This window comes from Bacillus sp. EB600, from assembly GCF_024494385.1.
Lineage (GTDB): Bacteria > Bacillota > Bacilli > Bacillales > Cytobacillaceae > JAEVLT01.
In genome coordinates, this window is record NZ_JAEVLT010000004.1 from 142,148 (window position 1) to 155,820 (window position 13,673).

Here is a 13,673-nt window from a genome sequence, read left to right on the forward strand (position 1 = left end):
TTACACCGTAACAGACAGGTGTTGTGGATTGGCCACCCGGTGATTTGCGAGATCTAGCAATCTTTTACGAAGCTCCTCTTTATCTAAACTTTCGTATGTAGAGATGATTTCATCGATTTCCGTCAAATACAGTGCAGCCGTTTTTCCAACGTAAATTTTTGGATAGATTTGCTCCTCATGAATCTCATCTTTGTTAAGTAATTCTTCAAATAACTTTTCACCCGGCCTAATTCCAGTAAATTCAATTCCGATCTCTTCAATAGAATTTCCTGATAGTTTGATAATGTTCTTGGCAAGATCAACAATTTTCACAGGATCGCCCATGTCCAGCACAAAGATCTCTCCACCTTTAGCAAGAGCTCCCGCTTGAATCACAAGCCTTGATGCTTCAGGAATCGTCATAAAATAGCGGACCATGTCCGGATGGGTAACGGTAACAGGACCGCCTTTTTCAATCTGCTTTTTGAACAAAGGAATGACACTGCCGCGGCTGCCAAGTACATTACCAAAACGGACAGCAACAAATTTTGTTTCGCTCTGTTGATCCATAGATTGAACAATCATTTCAGCAAGATGTTTCGTTGCCCCCATTACGCTTGTTGGATTAACGGCTTTATCGGTAGAGACCATGACAAATGTTTTAACCCCGTTCCAACTTGCTGCATTGGCTGCATTCCTTGTTCCAATTAAATTATTTTTTACAGCTTCTTCGGGATTCCCCTCCATAAGCGGTACATGCTTATGGGCAGCTGCATGATAAACAACATCGGGTTGATACTCACCCATTACGCTCATCATTTTCTTGGCGTCTTGCAGATCAGCAATCACTGGAATGTATTCTATTTCTGTATTTTTTAGCTTTTCTTTCAATTCCATCTCTATTGTATAAATACTATTTTCACCGTGGCCCAACAACACTAATTTTTTTGGGTTAAACGCTGAAATCTGACGGCAAATTTCTGATCCAATTGATCCCCCAGCACCCGTTACTAACACCACTTTATCGGTGACATACTCTGAGATACTTTCAAGGTGTAATTCTACCGGCTCTCTGCCTAATAGATCTTCTACTTTAATATCTCGAAACTGCTTGACCGATACTTTTCCTGTTACCAAATCCTCTAACATAGGGAGAATTTGTGTTTTTGCCCTTGTCTTCGCACATTCCTGAAAAATTGTATTTAATTGACGTTTACTAAGGGATGGAACCGCAATGATGATGTTGTTAATGCTGAATTTTTCGACAACCTGTTGGATGTCCACTACGCCGCCTAACACAGGAATACCTAAAATATCAAGCTTTTGCTTTTTTACATCATCATCAATAAACCCAACTGGCAGTAAGTCCGCGTCATTATTTTTTGACAATTGTCTTGCCACCATCGTTCCGGCGGAACCTGCGCCAACAATAAGCGTCCTATTTTTGTTATCAGCTTTATCGAGTACAGCACTTCGATAAATCCTCCAGCAAAAGCGCGAACCACCAATAAATAATATATTTAACAGCCATGTAACAGCGAGAAGCCTAAAGTATATATCTTGAAATAGAAGCAGTTCCACAATTCCGGCAACAAGAATGGAAACAGTAACCGTTTTTGCAATAATAGCTAACTCTCCAATGCTCGCATATTCCCATGCTTTCTTGTAAAGTCTAAATATGACTGAAAAAAAGAGATGACTCAGTAAGATCACGAAAGAACTTGTAGCAATTGGTACCGTAACAACGTTGTAGGTAGCATTGACTAAGAACATCCCGAAGAATATGGCTGTTAATACAATACAGGAATCAAGAAAGATAAATACTGGCAGCCTTTGGCGATACGTCATAGCCTGTCCCCCTTTATTTAAAAATGTTAATAACAAAAATGAGGATTAATCTATTCTTACGGATCTTAATTCAATAGCACGCTCTAACATTATTTTAATCTCTTTTAGTTCATCCTTCTTTGCATCTTGTTTAATGTAGCGAATCGCCTTTTTGATTGACTTTGGGTAATTATCAAACTCTCTCAAAACTTTTCCACTCCTTATAAAAAATTTCATTATATGTTCTCTGAAAAGATCACATAAGGAAATTTTTTATTAAAATAGGGGCATCTAACCCGCCCTCACATCACACTCTCGACGACTAGCGTCTAAGGTCTCTCAACCCACAGCATGACCGAGTGCCTCCGTTGATATTGGAAAGGAGACATCACCAACATTTCTTTACTAAGGTTTTAATATTCGTAATAAAGAACATAAGGATTAAAAAAAATCAAATACTAATTTTCATTCAGAATAACCCCGACTACCTTTGATTTTGCAAACTCGATTTCTTTTTTGGCTTCCGCCGCTTTTTCGAGAAGTGTTTTACCACTTTGAATAACCAAAATCACTCCATCACTTTGGTTTGCTAAAAGCTTTGTATCTGTCACGTCTATCACACTGTAAGAATCGATTAACACGATATCATACCTTTGCAAGGCCACTTTTAATAAATCCCGCATCAACTGTGACCCCAATAATTCAACTGGATTTACTAGATTTATCCCACTAGCTAAAACGTCTAGTCTTCCGATTTCGGTATGACAAACGGCTTCTTCAAATGTGATTCTTCCTTTTAAAACATCTGTCAAACCATCTGAATTTGGGATATTAAAAATGGTATGAAGAACTGGATTTCTTAGGTTCGCATCAATCAGTAGAACCTTTTTCTTCTGCTGTGCCATAGAGACAGCAAGATTGGCTGCAGAAGTAGACTTTCCTTCACCAGTGCCAGGCGAGGTAATTAAAAAAATCCGATTTTTTTGGTCAGCTACAGAAAACTTAATATTGGTTTGAATCATCCGAAATTGCTCGGATATAATCGAATCAGGGTAAGTGTTGGCAATTATATTTCTTTTGGCATTGACACTGCTCTTTCGTTTACTAAGAATCAACCGTCTCACCTCTTAAATCTAAATTCGATTGCACCTTTTTCCTTTTTATATTCCTTTTGTTCATTTTAGAAACCTTTCCTAGGACAGTGAGTCCAAGTATCTTTTCTACCTCTTGCTCAGATCTGACAGTGCTGTCCATAGAATCTAGTAAAAATGCCAGCCCTATTCCAAGAACTAATCCAATCACAATGGCTGTTATAGTTTTATTATAATTTTTAGGGTTAGTAGGGACTGGATTTACTTTTGCATTCGATAAAATCCGAATATAGTCTTGTCCAACAATATTTGGTACTTCCGCTTTAAAAACTGCGGCTGTTGTATTTGCTATTTGAGCAGCCATTCTTGGATCCTGATTGACTACGGTTATACTTACAACTTGAGATTGATCAATGCTTGCCACCGTAATTTGTTTTGCTAAAGCATCAGAATTCATTGGTAAATGCAACTCTGTAACGACTTTATCCAAAATCGTAGAATCTTTCACAATTACCTGTAGTGTTGTTCTAGATTGTTCATCCGCACCAATAATTACTCTCGCAGAAGATTGATACAATGGAGTAACCGTTACAGTGTTTTGAATAAAACCTATGGCAGCTCCAAGAACGGTTAAAATCAAAACAGCCCAAATGCGTCTTTTCAATACTTTATATAATTCGCTTAAATTGATTTCTTTCGCTTTTTTCTTGTCAAAACTGCTTATTTGATCAAATTGATTCATGAAACCACCTTTTCGTTAGACTTTTAGACGTTCTAGATAAAGAACACATAAACCAAAAAAATAGCCTCAACTTAGATTTCCTTGTTTTTTCTTTAAAATTTCTATCAATAATAACCTATAAGTACTACTGCTTACTTCTCTTCCTTTATTTTAGTTCATTATAAAGAACGTGTCAACGAAATATTGTCTCATATAAAATACTTTTTTCCTCAAACATTTACCACCATTTGTTTCTTTAACAAATTACTAAATACACCGCTTTGATCACTCGCCAATTGCCCAAATTTTCCTTGTTGAATAATTTCACCTTGCTCCATTACAATCACTTGATCGGCATTGCGTATAGTAGACAAGCGGTGGGCAATGATGATAATTGTCATTGTTCCCTTAATTCTTTCTAGTGCATCTTGAATCTTTGCCTCATTGTCTGAATCTAAGGCACTTGTAGCCTCATCTAAAACGAGCACAGATGGTTTGCGTAGTATAGCTCGAGCAAGAACCAGTCTTTGACGTTCTCCGCCTGAAAGTCTTATTCCCCTATCCCCTACAATTGTATCAAGTCCCATTGGAAGATTATTCACAAATTCAGCAGCCGCAGAAAACTCAAGTGCCCCCCAAATCTGCTTATCACTTGAATTGGGAGCGATCAAAAGTAAATTTTCTCTAATACTTGCATTAAACAAGAAAGGTTCCTGTGGAACATAGCTAATTGAACGTCTCCAGGACAATAACCTATCATCAGTAAGTATATTTCGATCTACTAGCACATTTCCCTGTTCCGGTTTATTAAGCCCCATTAATAAATCAATTAATGTACTTTTTCCGGCACCAGATTGACCCACAATAGCTGTGACGCTATTTACAGGAATTTTTAAGTTAATATTGCGAAGAGCATAGAGTGATTCTGATTTATTATAGCGAAAATAAATATTTTGGCATTCTATTCCTTCATTAATACATAATGGTTTTATATTTAAGTAATTTATTTTATTACCGTCTGGAATTTCGGTAGCGTTCTTACATTTTTCCTGCAATTCTATTAATGATTCAAAAGCTGGAATTGTTGTGGCAATCTGCTCAAAACTGGATTGAATTTCTGTAATTTTTGGCCAAAGTCTAGAAAAAATAATAAAAATTAATAAAAATTGCTCTGTTTTAGCTTCAAATACCATGATATAAATAAAAATGAACAAGGCAATTAAACTTGCTGATGCGATTTTGTAAAACATCTGGGAAGTAGTTTTTAACTTTATATATTCAATTTGCTCATCTATCATTCCTCTAGTCAATGAACGGAACCAATTTAATCGGGACTCTTCTAAGGTATTGCTTTTAATATCTTTAATGCCATTTAATTGATCCGTTATCCCTGCAAGATATTCTTGTGCTAATACTGAAGTTTTTGTTCCAATAATTTTTGATTGTTTAATAAATTTTCGTGATAAGAAGGCTAGGATTAGACCCGATAGTAAGACGAAAAGTGTCAGCTTCGTTGATAAATAAAAAGCGATAATAACTTGTATCAAAGAAAACACAAGTGATGTTAAAAATAATAAAAATTGGTTAATTCCCCCTGCGACTCGCGCTAGTTCCATTGTCATGATATTAATCAAATCTGATTTTCTTTCCTTTGTGTAAAAACTCCAATTTGCTTTTAATAGTGAACTATACGTCTCCAACCTTAATTGGCGAATAAAGCCATTTGAAATTTTCACATTTCTAATTGAAAGATTTCTTTGTAAAAGATTCTGGCCAATTACTAATAAGATGTAGGATCCTAAGATAAACATGAGTACATATGTTTTAGGATATTCCTGCATGAAACTAAAAAACTTAACAAAATGTTTATCGCCAACATTCATATTGACTATTCCACTATAGCTAATCATCGGGATTAATAGAAATATTCCGATTCCTTCAAGAAAACTAACTAACCCCATTCCTAGAAGGTTTATATATAATATACTGCCGGAGTACGAATATAATCGCTTAATAAAATAAAGAACTTGAATCAATTTTGTGCCCTCCTAGGAATTGCGCGGTTCTTCGTTTTTCTCCACAGCATTAACATTGGACGTAAGGGAAAATATAAAATATGAAGTACCTTTGGTAATGGTAATGTGTCAGCATCAATTGCAAAGGGGTAAAGGAAACTTAAACTAAATAAAAGTTTTTGCCTAATAGACATTAATTTGAATAAATGCCGTTTATGATAGTCCGCTATTTCTTGGGGCACGGGTTCTGTATGTAGATTAACTATTTGCCTGATATAGTACAGGGCATCTTGAGCTAATTGCTTGGGCCTCTTTCCTTCTACTAAGTCATTCATCTCTTTTTCAACTTTTACATTTAATAATTGGGCACTTAAGATTAATGACTGACCGCCTAAATGAAGGTAATGATATTTTCGTAGTAATTTAATGAGTTCCTCCCACTTTATATCTTTCTTTGTCATTTTTACTATATCAACCAGCCAGCGAATTCTTGACCACCCATGCCGGGCACCATGTGTTACGAGAAATAAAAATAAATCCTCATAACCTAAATAATAAGTGGGGTAACTAGTCAGTGAGCTAGTTCTTGCAATTTTTCTTCCCCATAACTCATTAAATTTTGGTTCTTTTGCAGGGCCGGGATTCATTCTCCAATGAATTTCAAGTTTGATCCTTTTTTCAGGATGAAAAAAGGTTATATGGTGGTGTCTCCATTTCCAGTCATGTAAAATGGACTGTATGTAATCATCCTTTATATAACCTTTCTCTAACAAAACTTCTTCCGCTTTCTTTAATTTATTCATTGGGATAAGAACGTCTAAATCGGAAGATGTTCTTAGTGATACATCACCATAAAGAGCAGTGCCTAGTACTGGTCCTTTTAGAAAAAGCACGCGGACACCATTTTCAAAAAACACCTTATTTACCTGCTCCATTTCACCAGTTAAATGCAGCATCTGAATCGTATTATTTTGATATAATCGGGATAATTCCGAACCAACATATAGGGGGAACCAATCTTCGGGTACTTTTTTTAGATTCTTATAAATGATCGGGTATACTCTGTGGTGTTTAGCCAGTAGCAGGAATTGGTCCCATTCTATATCGGTAAAAGCTTCTTTTTTAATTAAATGAGTATTTCCAGCCTCATCTAACTTTATCAGTTCAAGCAACAAACTTAATTCTCTTGAAAAGTTAGATACATCGAGTTTGAAATTGGCAGCCATCTTAATCCCCTTTATTCGTTAAGCTTATTTGTTTTGCAAATTTCCCGATAATCGTAAAATTGTTCTTTTCCTCAGCTCCGGTAAGATAGAAAGGTCCACTACGTAACCAAGCATGGGCGATCATTTTTCCAGCGTCATCTTTCCCAGTTCCCAAATAAAGGGTACTTTCGATTTTACGTCTTTCTAACATTTTCATTGCAGTAATTGCCTTTACCAAACACATACTTTCCCAAAATGTATATCGACTCATTACGTTTACTGCAAGAGAAACACTTCTAATTAATTTCAAATGGGATTCATTATACGATAAGGATGTTTCACACATTTGTTTCCCTAATAGAGGTACGACTTTAGAAAATGGCAAGCTTTTTAGAAAGCGAGCCCATGCGAGTAAAAAGAAGGCTTCAACAAACAATAGCTTTGTTGTTGTATCGAATAAAAAAAAGGCTTTGACCTTCTTCACCATGATCATGATCCTTTCAAAACTAATCTAAGAGTTGGAATCTTCAACAATTTGAATAAGTCCTTCCTTGTACAATGATTCCAGAAAATTGGATACTTGCTCTTCACAATCAGCTTTTTCAATATTGTATTCAGTTATTAATTTAGCTATTAATTGATTTCCAAGAGCTGGTTTCTCTATTAAATCCCAAATAACCCCACCTATTTCACCAAGATTGTAATACTTTCCATTATAAATGCTCATCATTACTTTTTCTCCATCCATATCACTTACTATGTTTCCTGGACTCTGAATAATAAGACATTCTAAAGATATTTTATGTGTGTTCAACATTTGCTTTCCTCCATGGCTATCGACTTTAAAATAGTTGATACTAAATCATCTGCAGTAAATCTTGAGGTTGGGCGCTGCAACTGGTATATATCTATTTTGTTTATGAATTTTGATGAAGCTTTAAAATGCCATTCTGATAACCCTAATCGATTGATTAATGAACTGCGAAACGTTTGGTTAAGTATTGTACGAAACCTTACCAATCCTTCAATTTTACAAAGTGAAATACTTGGATTCTCTGATTTGCTAAGTTCAAAGACACCTGCAAGGGGTAAAGGATTCGGAAAAAAGTTAGATTTAACAGGAATGGAATACTTTGTTTCACGCTCGAATAATGGGTGATAATTCTTTGTCTCCATTCCAAATTCTCTCAAACTTTCTTGCCATAATTTCTGTTGAGGGTATGATGGCATCACAGAGGGAACATTACTACCATCTTTGAAGTCAATAGCTATGACATCATCACTAAGGAGTCTGTATCCCTTACTTATAAAAGCCGACGCTAAGGTTGATTTTCCTGCTCCAGATTCACCGATAAACGCATACGCCTTTCCATCAATAGCAACAGCACTACCATGCAAAGGAAGGATCCTTCTTTGCATCAGCAGCACACCTATACACGTTCCTAGTATATATAATCGAATCTTGGCTGCCTCTGATCCTTTCATCGGCAAAACAATGATTGATTTCCCATCTTTTATACAAAAGGTGGCCGTATTGGGTATTTGAAACATCACGGAGTTTTCTTCAACAGCAAACTTCCCTGGTTCATATTCAGATTTATTCCACATATGCGATAAGTTATTATCTATATTAATAGAGATATCGACTTGCTCACCATTTTCTTCCGATTCTACTAATTCAGGAAGAGGAATTTCACTAAGAATTACTAAACCAAACGCTTTATAAATTGTTCCTTCTGCAATCCCTATTGACAAATATCTCCCTCCAACCCCATTCATTAATTTGAAAAGCCCTCATACTATGTTTCATTGTATAAGGGCAGGATGAACTAACTTGGTAAATTAACTATAGTGGACTACTTCATCGATGTCAGGTTGTACTGCATCAGGAGTTTTAATTCCTGGTCCTGCCATTGTCATGCTGATATTAAGTACTTCTAACTCTAGCTTTTGCCATTCCTTTTTCATGTTGTCACCTCCCTTCAATTAAAATGTTTTGATAAAGCGAGAAACGATTAAAAAACGCATTAGAATTCTAAAATCAAAATCAAAAGCGTATTCAGGTTTTGCCTCTCTCCCTAACTTTGAAATTGCCTCTTTAATTACTTTTAAGTTTAAAAACTCTCCTATTAGCGAATCTGCACTTAACTGTTCAAGTTCATTTATAAAATCGTCCCAGTACTTAGTCATACGATGAACACCGTCTGCACCCTGTACCCCTCTAGTTCTAAGATTTAATCGCACTTTATCTGGTAAATAATCCTTCGTAGCTCTTCTCACAAGTGATCTATCTAATCCATTTCGAACAAATTGATGTTCAGGAACTGATAAGCAAAAATTAATAACGCGTAAATCATTGGTTGGGTCACGGTCCAAAAGGGAATAGCGCAGTGATAACTTTGAACCGTAAGTACCCGTTGTATTCCAATAATACAATTTTTCAAATTGCCTTTTTCTTACCTCATAAGCACTTGGAAATTCAGACGCTGAAATATCAATACCGTGTTCTTGAAGGTTCTCTAACACATGTGTTTTTTCAGCGAATTCGGGATTAATGATCATTGGAAAGTGAAAATGATCATTTGTGTTAATTAATTTATAGACAGCTGGAAATGCCTTTTTTCGGACTTCAGTCATAATCCTTGATTTCTTTACGGATATGTTTTTGCTATATAGGCTTAATTCATGAAATAATCGGATCCAATTCATCTTTTTTAATAAAACAGCATAGTAATCAAGAACAGGTCCCCAAGATATTGTCCAATTGCCCCTTTGTCCATTAAGTAATACTCCTATACCTTGCGAATGAGCCTGCTCATAAATTCCTTTTAACCAAAAAGTGTTTTCAAAAAACTTATAGGGCATTTCATGAATATCAAGCCATTCGTTTATTTCTGTAAATGGGTTTTTTTCTTCAAAGCTTAAATATTGGTCGTTGATATTTCCTACAAATTCAACAGTTGATTTTATATAAGATTTCTCATTTGCTATTCTGCTTTTATGCGTAAAGTCAATAAAATCATCGACAGGAACATAACTAAATGTATGTAACTTTTTATTTTCTTTTTTTAATTCTTTTGCAGCAAAGCTTGCAACAGATCCTGAATCTAGTCCCCCGCTTAAATGCGCCCCAACATTGTGATAGGTTCGTATTCTAGATTTTACGGCAGCTCCAAAAACATCACGAAATGCTTCTTCATATTCTTGATCTGACTTAAGGTTTATTTTTACTCCATCTGTTAATGTAGAATATCTTGAAATCGACATCCTATTATTTACGATTGATATTGAATGTGAAGGAGGTACCTGTTCAATATTTTGGTAGATTGTTGTGGAAGGATCCACAGATTCAAAGTTAACCGGTATAGCCAAAAATTCAGCCAACCAATTTTCATTAAGTTTTTTCTCAATGTATGGTAATGAGAGCAGTGGTTTTATCGCAGTGCAAAAGGCCATTTTTTGACCATTAAAAAAATAATATAATGTCCTGCTGCCTGAAAAGTCCCTTGCACCAAATAGTTTCCCTTTTTTTTCATCCCAAATCATAAAAGCAAAGTCACCGACGAGAAACTTGGGAGTTTCTTCTCCCCATTTATAGTAAGCTAGTAAAATGAGCTCACTGTCGGTTATGACTTTTCTGCGGCCCCGGTCCACTTGTAATCTATCAAATAGCTCGTCCCGGTTATCAATGATGGCATCGGCTGTGATCGCTAACTGTCTTTCATAGTCATAATATGGAAGCTTCTCGCCGATCGATTCTGGCGTGATCCACTGAGCATGGCAGCCAAGGAACACTTTGTCGTTATGCCATGTTTGAATATCATCTGCGGGGAACTTCTCCAGAGCTTTCATTATTCGTCTGCCATGTTCAAGATTAATCGGTTCATCATTTAAGTGGTAAATACCGGCAATTGCGCTCATGTTTTCCTCCCGCAGTATATATATATATGAAGAATGTTTACTATTTCGAATAATAGTTCGGTAAATAGAACGATCCAGGCATGATTAACCGAAGGGAATCATCCATTTTCATTTCCTTTATAAAATTTTGCTTTATACAAACAAAATACATGGTATTTTCAAATTAGCTTTATTTAGGTTCCGTTGGTTCTTTATAAAGAACATCTTGTAAATATAAATTATCATCTATTAAATCAGCTGTCAATAATATTCTGAAAAATAACATTACTTTTTACCCAAGCTTTACATTTCCATTCAATTAGCCAATTTATAAAAAAGCCCACTTAAAACATAGGTTTAATTTTATATTGACAATTACCTGTCATTGTAGTAAATTTTATAAATAATCGAAATATTAATTTCTTATCAAGAGAGGTTGAGGGAATGGCCCGAAGACGCCTCAGCAACCTTCAATGGTGTTTTCATTGAAAAGGTGCTAAGTCCTACAAGTTTTTTACTAACTTGGGAGATAAGAAGAATGACTATGTGAATTTGCTAACAAAAGTCTTCTTCTTCAGTGGGAGGACTTTTTTTATTACCTCTTATAGGATTGAAACCTTTTAAACTATCATAAGGAGATGTCATCATGGTGAAAATTGACACAAAACTTGCGCAAATTGGAAATCGAAGTGATACAGCTACAGGAACAGTAAACCCGCCTGTTTATTTTTCTACTGCTTACCGTCATGCAGGAATTGGGCAATCAACTGGCTTTGATTATGTTCGAACAGGGAATCCAACAAGACAGATCCTTGAACAAGCTATTGCCGATTTAGAATGCGGCGATCAAGGCTTTGCCTGCAGCTCCGGTATGGCAGCTATTTTTACCGTCCTTTCCTTATTTCAATCAGGTGATGAATGGTTAGTAAGCGAGGATTTATATGGCGGAACGTACCGCTTATTAGAACAAGGCTATAAAAAATGGGGATTAAGTGCTAATTATATAAACACATGTTGTCCGGAAGAGATTGAAAGTAAGATTACCCATCAAACAAAGGCGATCTTCCTTGAAACTCCGACAAACCCACTTATGCAGCAAACAGACATTACAGCCGTTGCTGAAATTGCTAAGAAACACGGTGTATTGCTTATTGTTGATAATACATTTTATACCCCGATTTTGCAGCAGCCGATCAAGCTTGGCGCAGATATTGTCATCCATAGCGCAACAAAATACCTTGGCGGACATAATGATGTTCTTGCCGGTCTCATTGTTGCAAAGGGGAAAGAAATTTGTGATGGTTTGGCCCTGCATCATAACGGCGCCGGTGCTGTTCTAAGTCCATTTGACTCATGGTTGCTGATTCGCGGAATGAAAACTTTATCGCTTAGAATGCAGCAGCACGAGAAAAATGCCAAAGCAATTGTCAGCTATCTTACTGACCATGAGGGTGTTACAGATGTACTTTATCCCGGCAGAGGCGGGATGATTTCCTTCCGTTTAAAGGAAGAAACATGGATTAATCCATTTTTACAAGGTCTATCACTTGTCTCTTTCGCGGAAAGCCTTGGCGGCGTAGAGAGCTTGATTACTTATCCAGCAACACAAACACATGCAGATATTCCCGAGGAAAAAAGGATAGCTGCTGGCGTTGATAACCGCTTATTACGTTTTTCGGTAGGAATTGAAGATGCAGAGGATCTAATCGCCGATCTAGAACAAGCTTTTGCTAACATTAAAGAAGGAGTGAATGCATAATGGAAAACGAAGAATTTAGTTTTGAAACGAGATTACTGCACAATCGGCATAAAATTGATGAGGCTACTGGGGCTGTCAGTGTACCGATTCAACATGCAACCACCTTTCATCAATCTGATATCGACCAATTTGGAAAATACGATTACAGCCGCAGTTTAAATCCTACAAGGGAAGCACTTGAAGATGTCATTGCTGAATTAGAAGGCGGCACAAGAGGTTTTGCCTTTGCATCAGGAATGGCTGCCATTTCAATGGCATTTCTGCTTCTTTCCGCTGGGGACCATGTGGTCATAACGGAGGATGTTTACGGCGGAACATTCCGTCTGGTGACGGAAGTGCTTCCCCGCTTAGGAATTGACCATACATTTGTTGACATGACCGATCTAGAACAAGTAAAAGCAGCAATCAAACCAAATACGAAGCTCTTTTATGTTGAAACACCATCAAACCCGACGTTAAAGGTTACAGACATCAAAGCCGTCAGCCAGATTGCCAAAGAGGTTGGAGCGCTGACATTTGTTGATAATACTTTCTTAACTCCGGCATTGCAAAGGCCGCTTGATCTGGGCGCTGACATTGTCCTGCATAGTGCGACTAAATTTTTAGCAGGCCATAGCGACGTTCTCGCTGGACTTGCCGTTGTAAAGGATGAAGATTTAGCGAAGCGCCTATACTTCCTGCAAAATTCATTTGGTGCCGTTCTTGGTGTTCAAGATGCTTGGCTTGTGATGAGAGGAATCAAAACACTGCATGTTCGCTTGGAGCACGCACAAAAATCAGCCCTCAAAATAGCTGAGTTTTTAAATTCTCATCCGCTTGTCAACAAGGTTTTTTACCCTGGACTTGTAAACCACCCGCAGTACCAAATCCAAAAGGAACAGGCAACAGGAGCAGGTGCTGTATTATCTTTTGAATTAAAGGATGAAGAAACCCTTCGTTTATTTGTATCGGAAGTAAAAATCCCTGTTTTTGCGGTAAGCCTTGGGGCAGTGGAATCCATTTTGTCCTATCCGAAAACAATGTCACATGCGGCTATGCCACAGGCAGAAAGAGAACAACGCGGCATTACCAATAGCCTGCTAAGACTTTCTGTCGGCCTAGAGAATCCAGATGATCTTATTAAGGATTTTTCAGACGCGTTAAAGTTTGTTCAAGCCAAACAATTAGTTTAGGAGA

Annotated in this window: 13 protein-coding genes and 1 riboswitch; of the genes, 2 read left to right on the forward strand and 11 right to left on the reverse strand. The window is 36.8% G+C overall.

Going from position 1 to position 13,673, the window contains the following annotated elements:
• The 11 genes from JN080_RS06565 to JN080_RS06615 all read right to left on the reverse strand — a co-directional run bounded on the left by JN080_RS06565 (position 1) and on the right by JN080_RS06615 (position 10,759).
• Complete coding sequence (locus JN080_RS06565) at positions 1 to 1,827, reverse strand: polysaccharide biosynthesis protein (RefSeq protein WP_256235130.1); 1,827 nt, start codon at positions 1,825 to 1,827, stop codon at positions 1 to 3.
• A 45-nt stretch (positions 1,828 to 1,872) separates the two neighbouring features.
• Positions 1,873 to 2,013: a hypothetical protein gene (locus JN080_RS06570; protein WP_256235131.1), complete on the reverse strand. Its 141-nt coding sequence runs from the start codon at positions 2,011 to 2,013 to the stop codon at positions 1,873 to 1,875.
• A gap of 251 nt (positions 2,014 to 2,264) precedes the next feature.
• A complete protein-coding gene (locus JN080_RS06575) occupies positions 2,265 to 2,921 on the reverse strand; it encodes a CpsD/CapB family tyrosine-protein kinase (RefSeq protein ID WP_256235132.1) in 657 nt (218 codons plus the stop codon).
• A complete protein-coding gene (locus JN080_RS06580) occupies positions 2,911 to 3,639 on the reverse strand; it encodes a YveK family protein (RefSeq protein WP_256235133.1) in 729 nt (242 codons plus the stop codon). The genes JN080_RS06575 and JN080_RS06580 overlap by 11 nt, the downstream gene beginning before the upstream one ends.
• Positions 3,640 to 3,848: 209 nt before the next feature.
• Positions 3,849 to 5,654 carry an ABC transporter ATP-binding protein gene (locus tag JN080_RS06585; protein ID WP_256235134.1) on the reverse strand — a complete coding sequence of 602 codons (1,806 nt, stop codon included), beginning with the start codon at positions 5,652 to 5,654 and terminating at the stop codon, positions 3,849 to 3,851.
• Positions 5,651 to 6,859, reverse strand: coding sequence for a nucleotidyltransferase domain-containing protein (locus JN080_RS06590; RefSeq protein ID WP_256235136.1), 1,209 nt, complete (start codon positions 6,857 to 6,859; stop codon positions 5,651 to 5,653). Before JN080_RS06590 ends, JN080_RS06585 begins: the two co-directional genes overlap by 4 nt.
• Before the next feature lies 1 nt (position 6,860).
• Positions 6,861 to 7,331, reverse strand: coding sequence for a lasso peptide biosynthesis B2 protein (locus JN080_RS06595; RefSeq protein WP_256235137.1), 471 nt, complete (start codon positions 7,329 to 7,331; stop codon positions 6,861 to 6,863).
• Between the two features lie 18 nt (positions 7,332 to 7,349).
• Positions 7,350 to 7,655, reverse strand: coding sequence for a lasso peptide biosynthesis PqqD family chaperone (locus JN080_RS06600; RefSeq protein WP_256235138.1), 306 nt, complete (start codon positions 7,653 to 7,655; stop codon positions 7,350 to 7,352).
• Positions 7,649 to 8,587 carry an aldolase gene (locus tag JN080_RS06605; RefSeq protein WP_256235261.1) on the reverse strand — a complete coding sequence of 313 codons (939 nt, stop codon included), beginning with the start codon at positions 8,585 to 8,587 and terminating at the stop codon, positions 7,649 to 7,651. The genes JN080_RS06600 and JN080_RS06605 overlap by 7 nt, the downstream gene beginning before the upstream one ends.
• 93 nt (positions 8,588 to 8,680) lie before the next feature.
• A complete protein-coding gene (locus JN080_RS06610; protein ID WP_256235139.1) occupies positions 8,681 to 8,806 on the reverse strand; it encodes a paeninodin family lasso peptide in 126 nt (41 codons plus the stop codon).
• A gap of 18 nt (positions 8,807 to 8,824) precedes the next feature.
• Positions 8,825 to 10,759: a lasso peptide isopeptide bond-forming cyclase gene (locus tag JN080_RS06615; protein WP_256235140.1), complete on the reverse strand. Its 1,935-nt coding sequence runs from the start codon at positions 10,757 to 10,759 to the stop codon at positions 8,825 to 8,827.
• A gap of 399 nt (positions 10,760 to 11,158) precedes the next feature.
• Positions 11,159 to 11,274, forward strand: a riboswitch (SAM riboswitch).
• A 110-nt stretch (positions 11,275 to 11,384) separates the two neighbouring features.
• Here JN080_RS06615 and JN080_RS06620 point away from each other — a divergent pair.
• Both JN080_RS06620 and metC read left to right on the forward strand, forming a co-directional pair.
• The gene (locus JN080_RS06620) at positions 11,385 to 12,497 is read left to right on the forward strand and encodes a methionine biosynthesis PLP-dependent protein (RefSeq protein WP_256235141.1); all 1,113 of its coding nucleotides are present in this window, start codon (positions 11,385 to 11,387) and stop codon (positions 12,495 to 12,497) included.
• Entirely contained in the window at positions 12,497 to 13,669 is a 1,173-nt protein-coding gene (gene metC / locus JN080_RS06625) for a cystathionine beta-lyase (RefSeq protein WP_256235142.1), read from the forward strand. The genes JN080_RS06620 and metC overlap by 1 nt, the downstream gene beginning before the upstream one ends.
• Positions 13,670 to 13,673 lie beyond the last annotated feature (4 nt).

What these genes read in the sequence shown, in the direction of transcription:
- JN080_RS06565 (WP_256235130.1), bottom strand. Translation starts at nt 1,827, where the DNA reads ATGACGTATCGCCAAAGGCTGCCAGTATTTATCTTTCTTGATTCCTGT.
- JN080_RS06580 (WP_256235133.1), bottom strand. Translation starts at nt 3,639, where the DNA reads ATGAATCAATTTGATCAAATAAGCAGTTTTGACAAGAAAAAAGCGAAA.
- JN080_RS06590 (WP_256235136.1), bottom strand. Translation starts at nt 6,859, where the DNA reads ATGGCTGCCAATTTCAAACTCGATGTATCTAACTTTTCAAGAGAATTA.
- JN080_RS06595 (WP_256235137.1), bottom strand. Translation starts at nt 7,331, where the DNA reads ATGATCATGGTGAAGAAGGTCAAAGCCTTTTTTTTATTCGATACAACA.
- JN080_RS06600 (WP_256235138.1), bottom strand. Translation starts at nt 7,655, where the DNA reads ATGTTGAACACACATAAAATATCTTTAGAATGTCTTATTATTCAGAGT.
- JN080_RS06610 (WP_256235139.1), bottom strand. Translation starts at nt 8,806, where the DNA reads ATGAAAAAGGAATGGCAAAAGCTAGAGTTAGAAGTACTTAATATCAGC.
- JN080_RS06615 (WP_256235140.1), bottom strand. Translation starts at nt 10,759, where the DNA reads ATGAGCGCAATTGCCGGTATTTACCACTTAAATGATGAACCGATTAAT.
- JN080_RS06620 (WP_256235141.1), top strand. Translation starts at nt 11,385, where the DNA reads ATGGTGAAAATTGACACAAAACTTGCGCAAATTGGAAATCGAAGTGAT.
- metC (WP_256235142.1), top strand. Translation starts at nt 12,497, where the DNA reads ATGGAAAACGAAGAATTTAGTTTTGAAACGAGATTACTGCACAATCGG.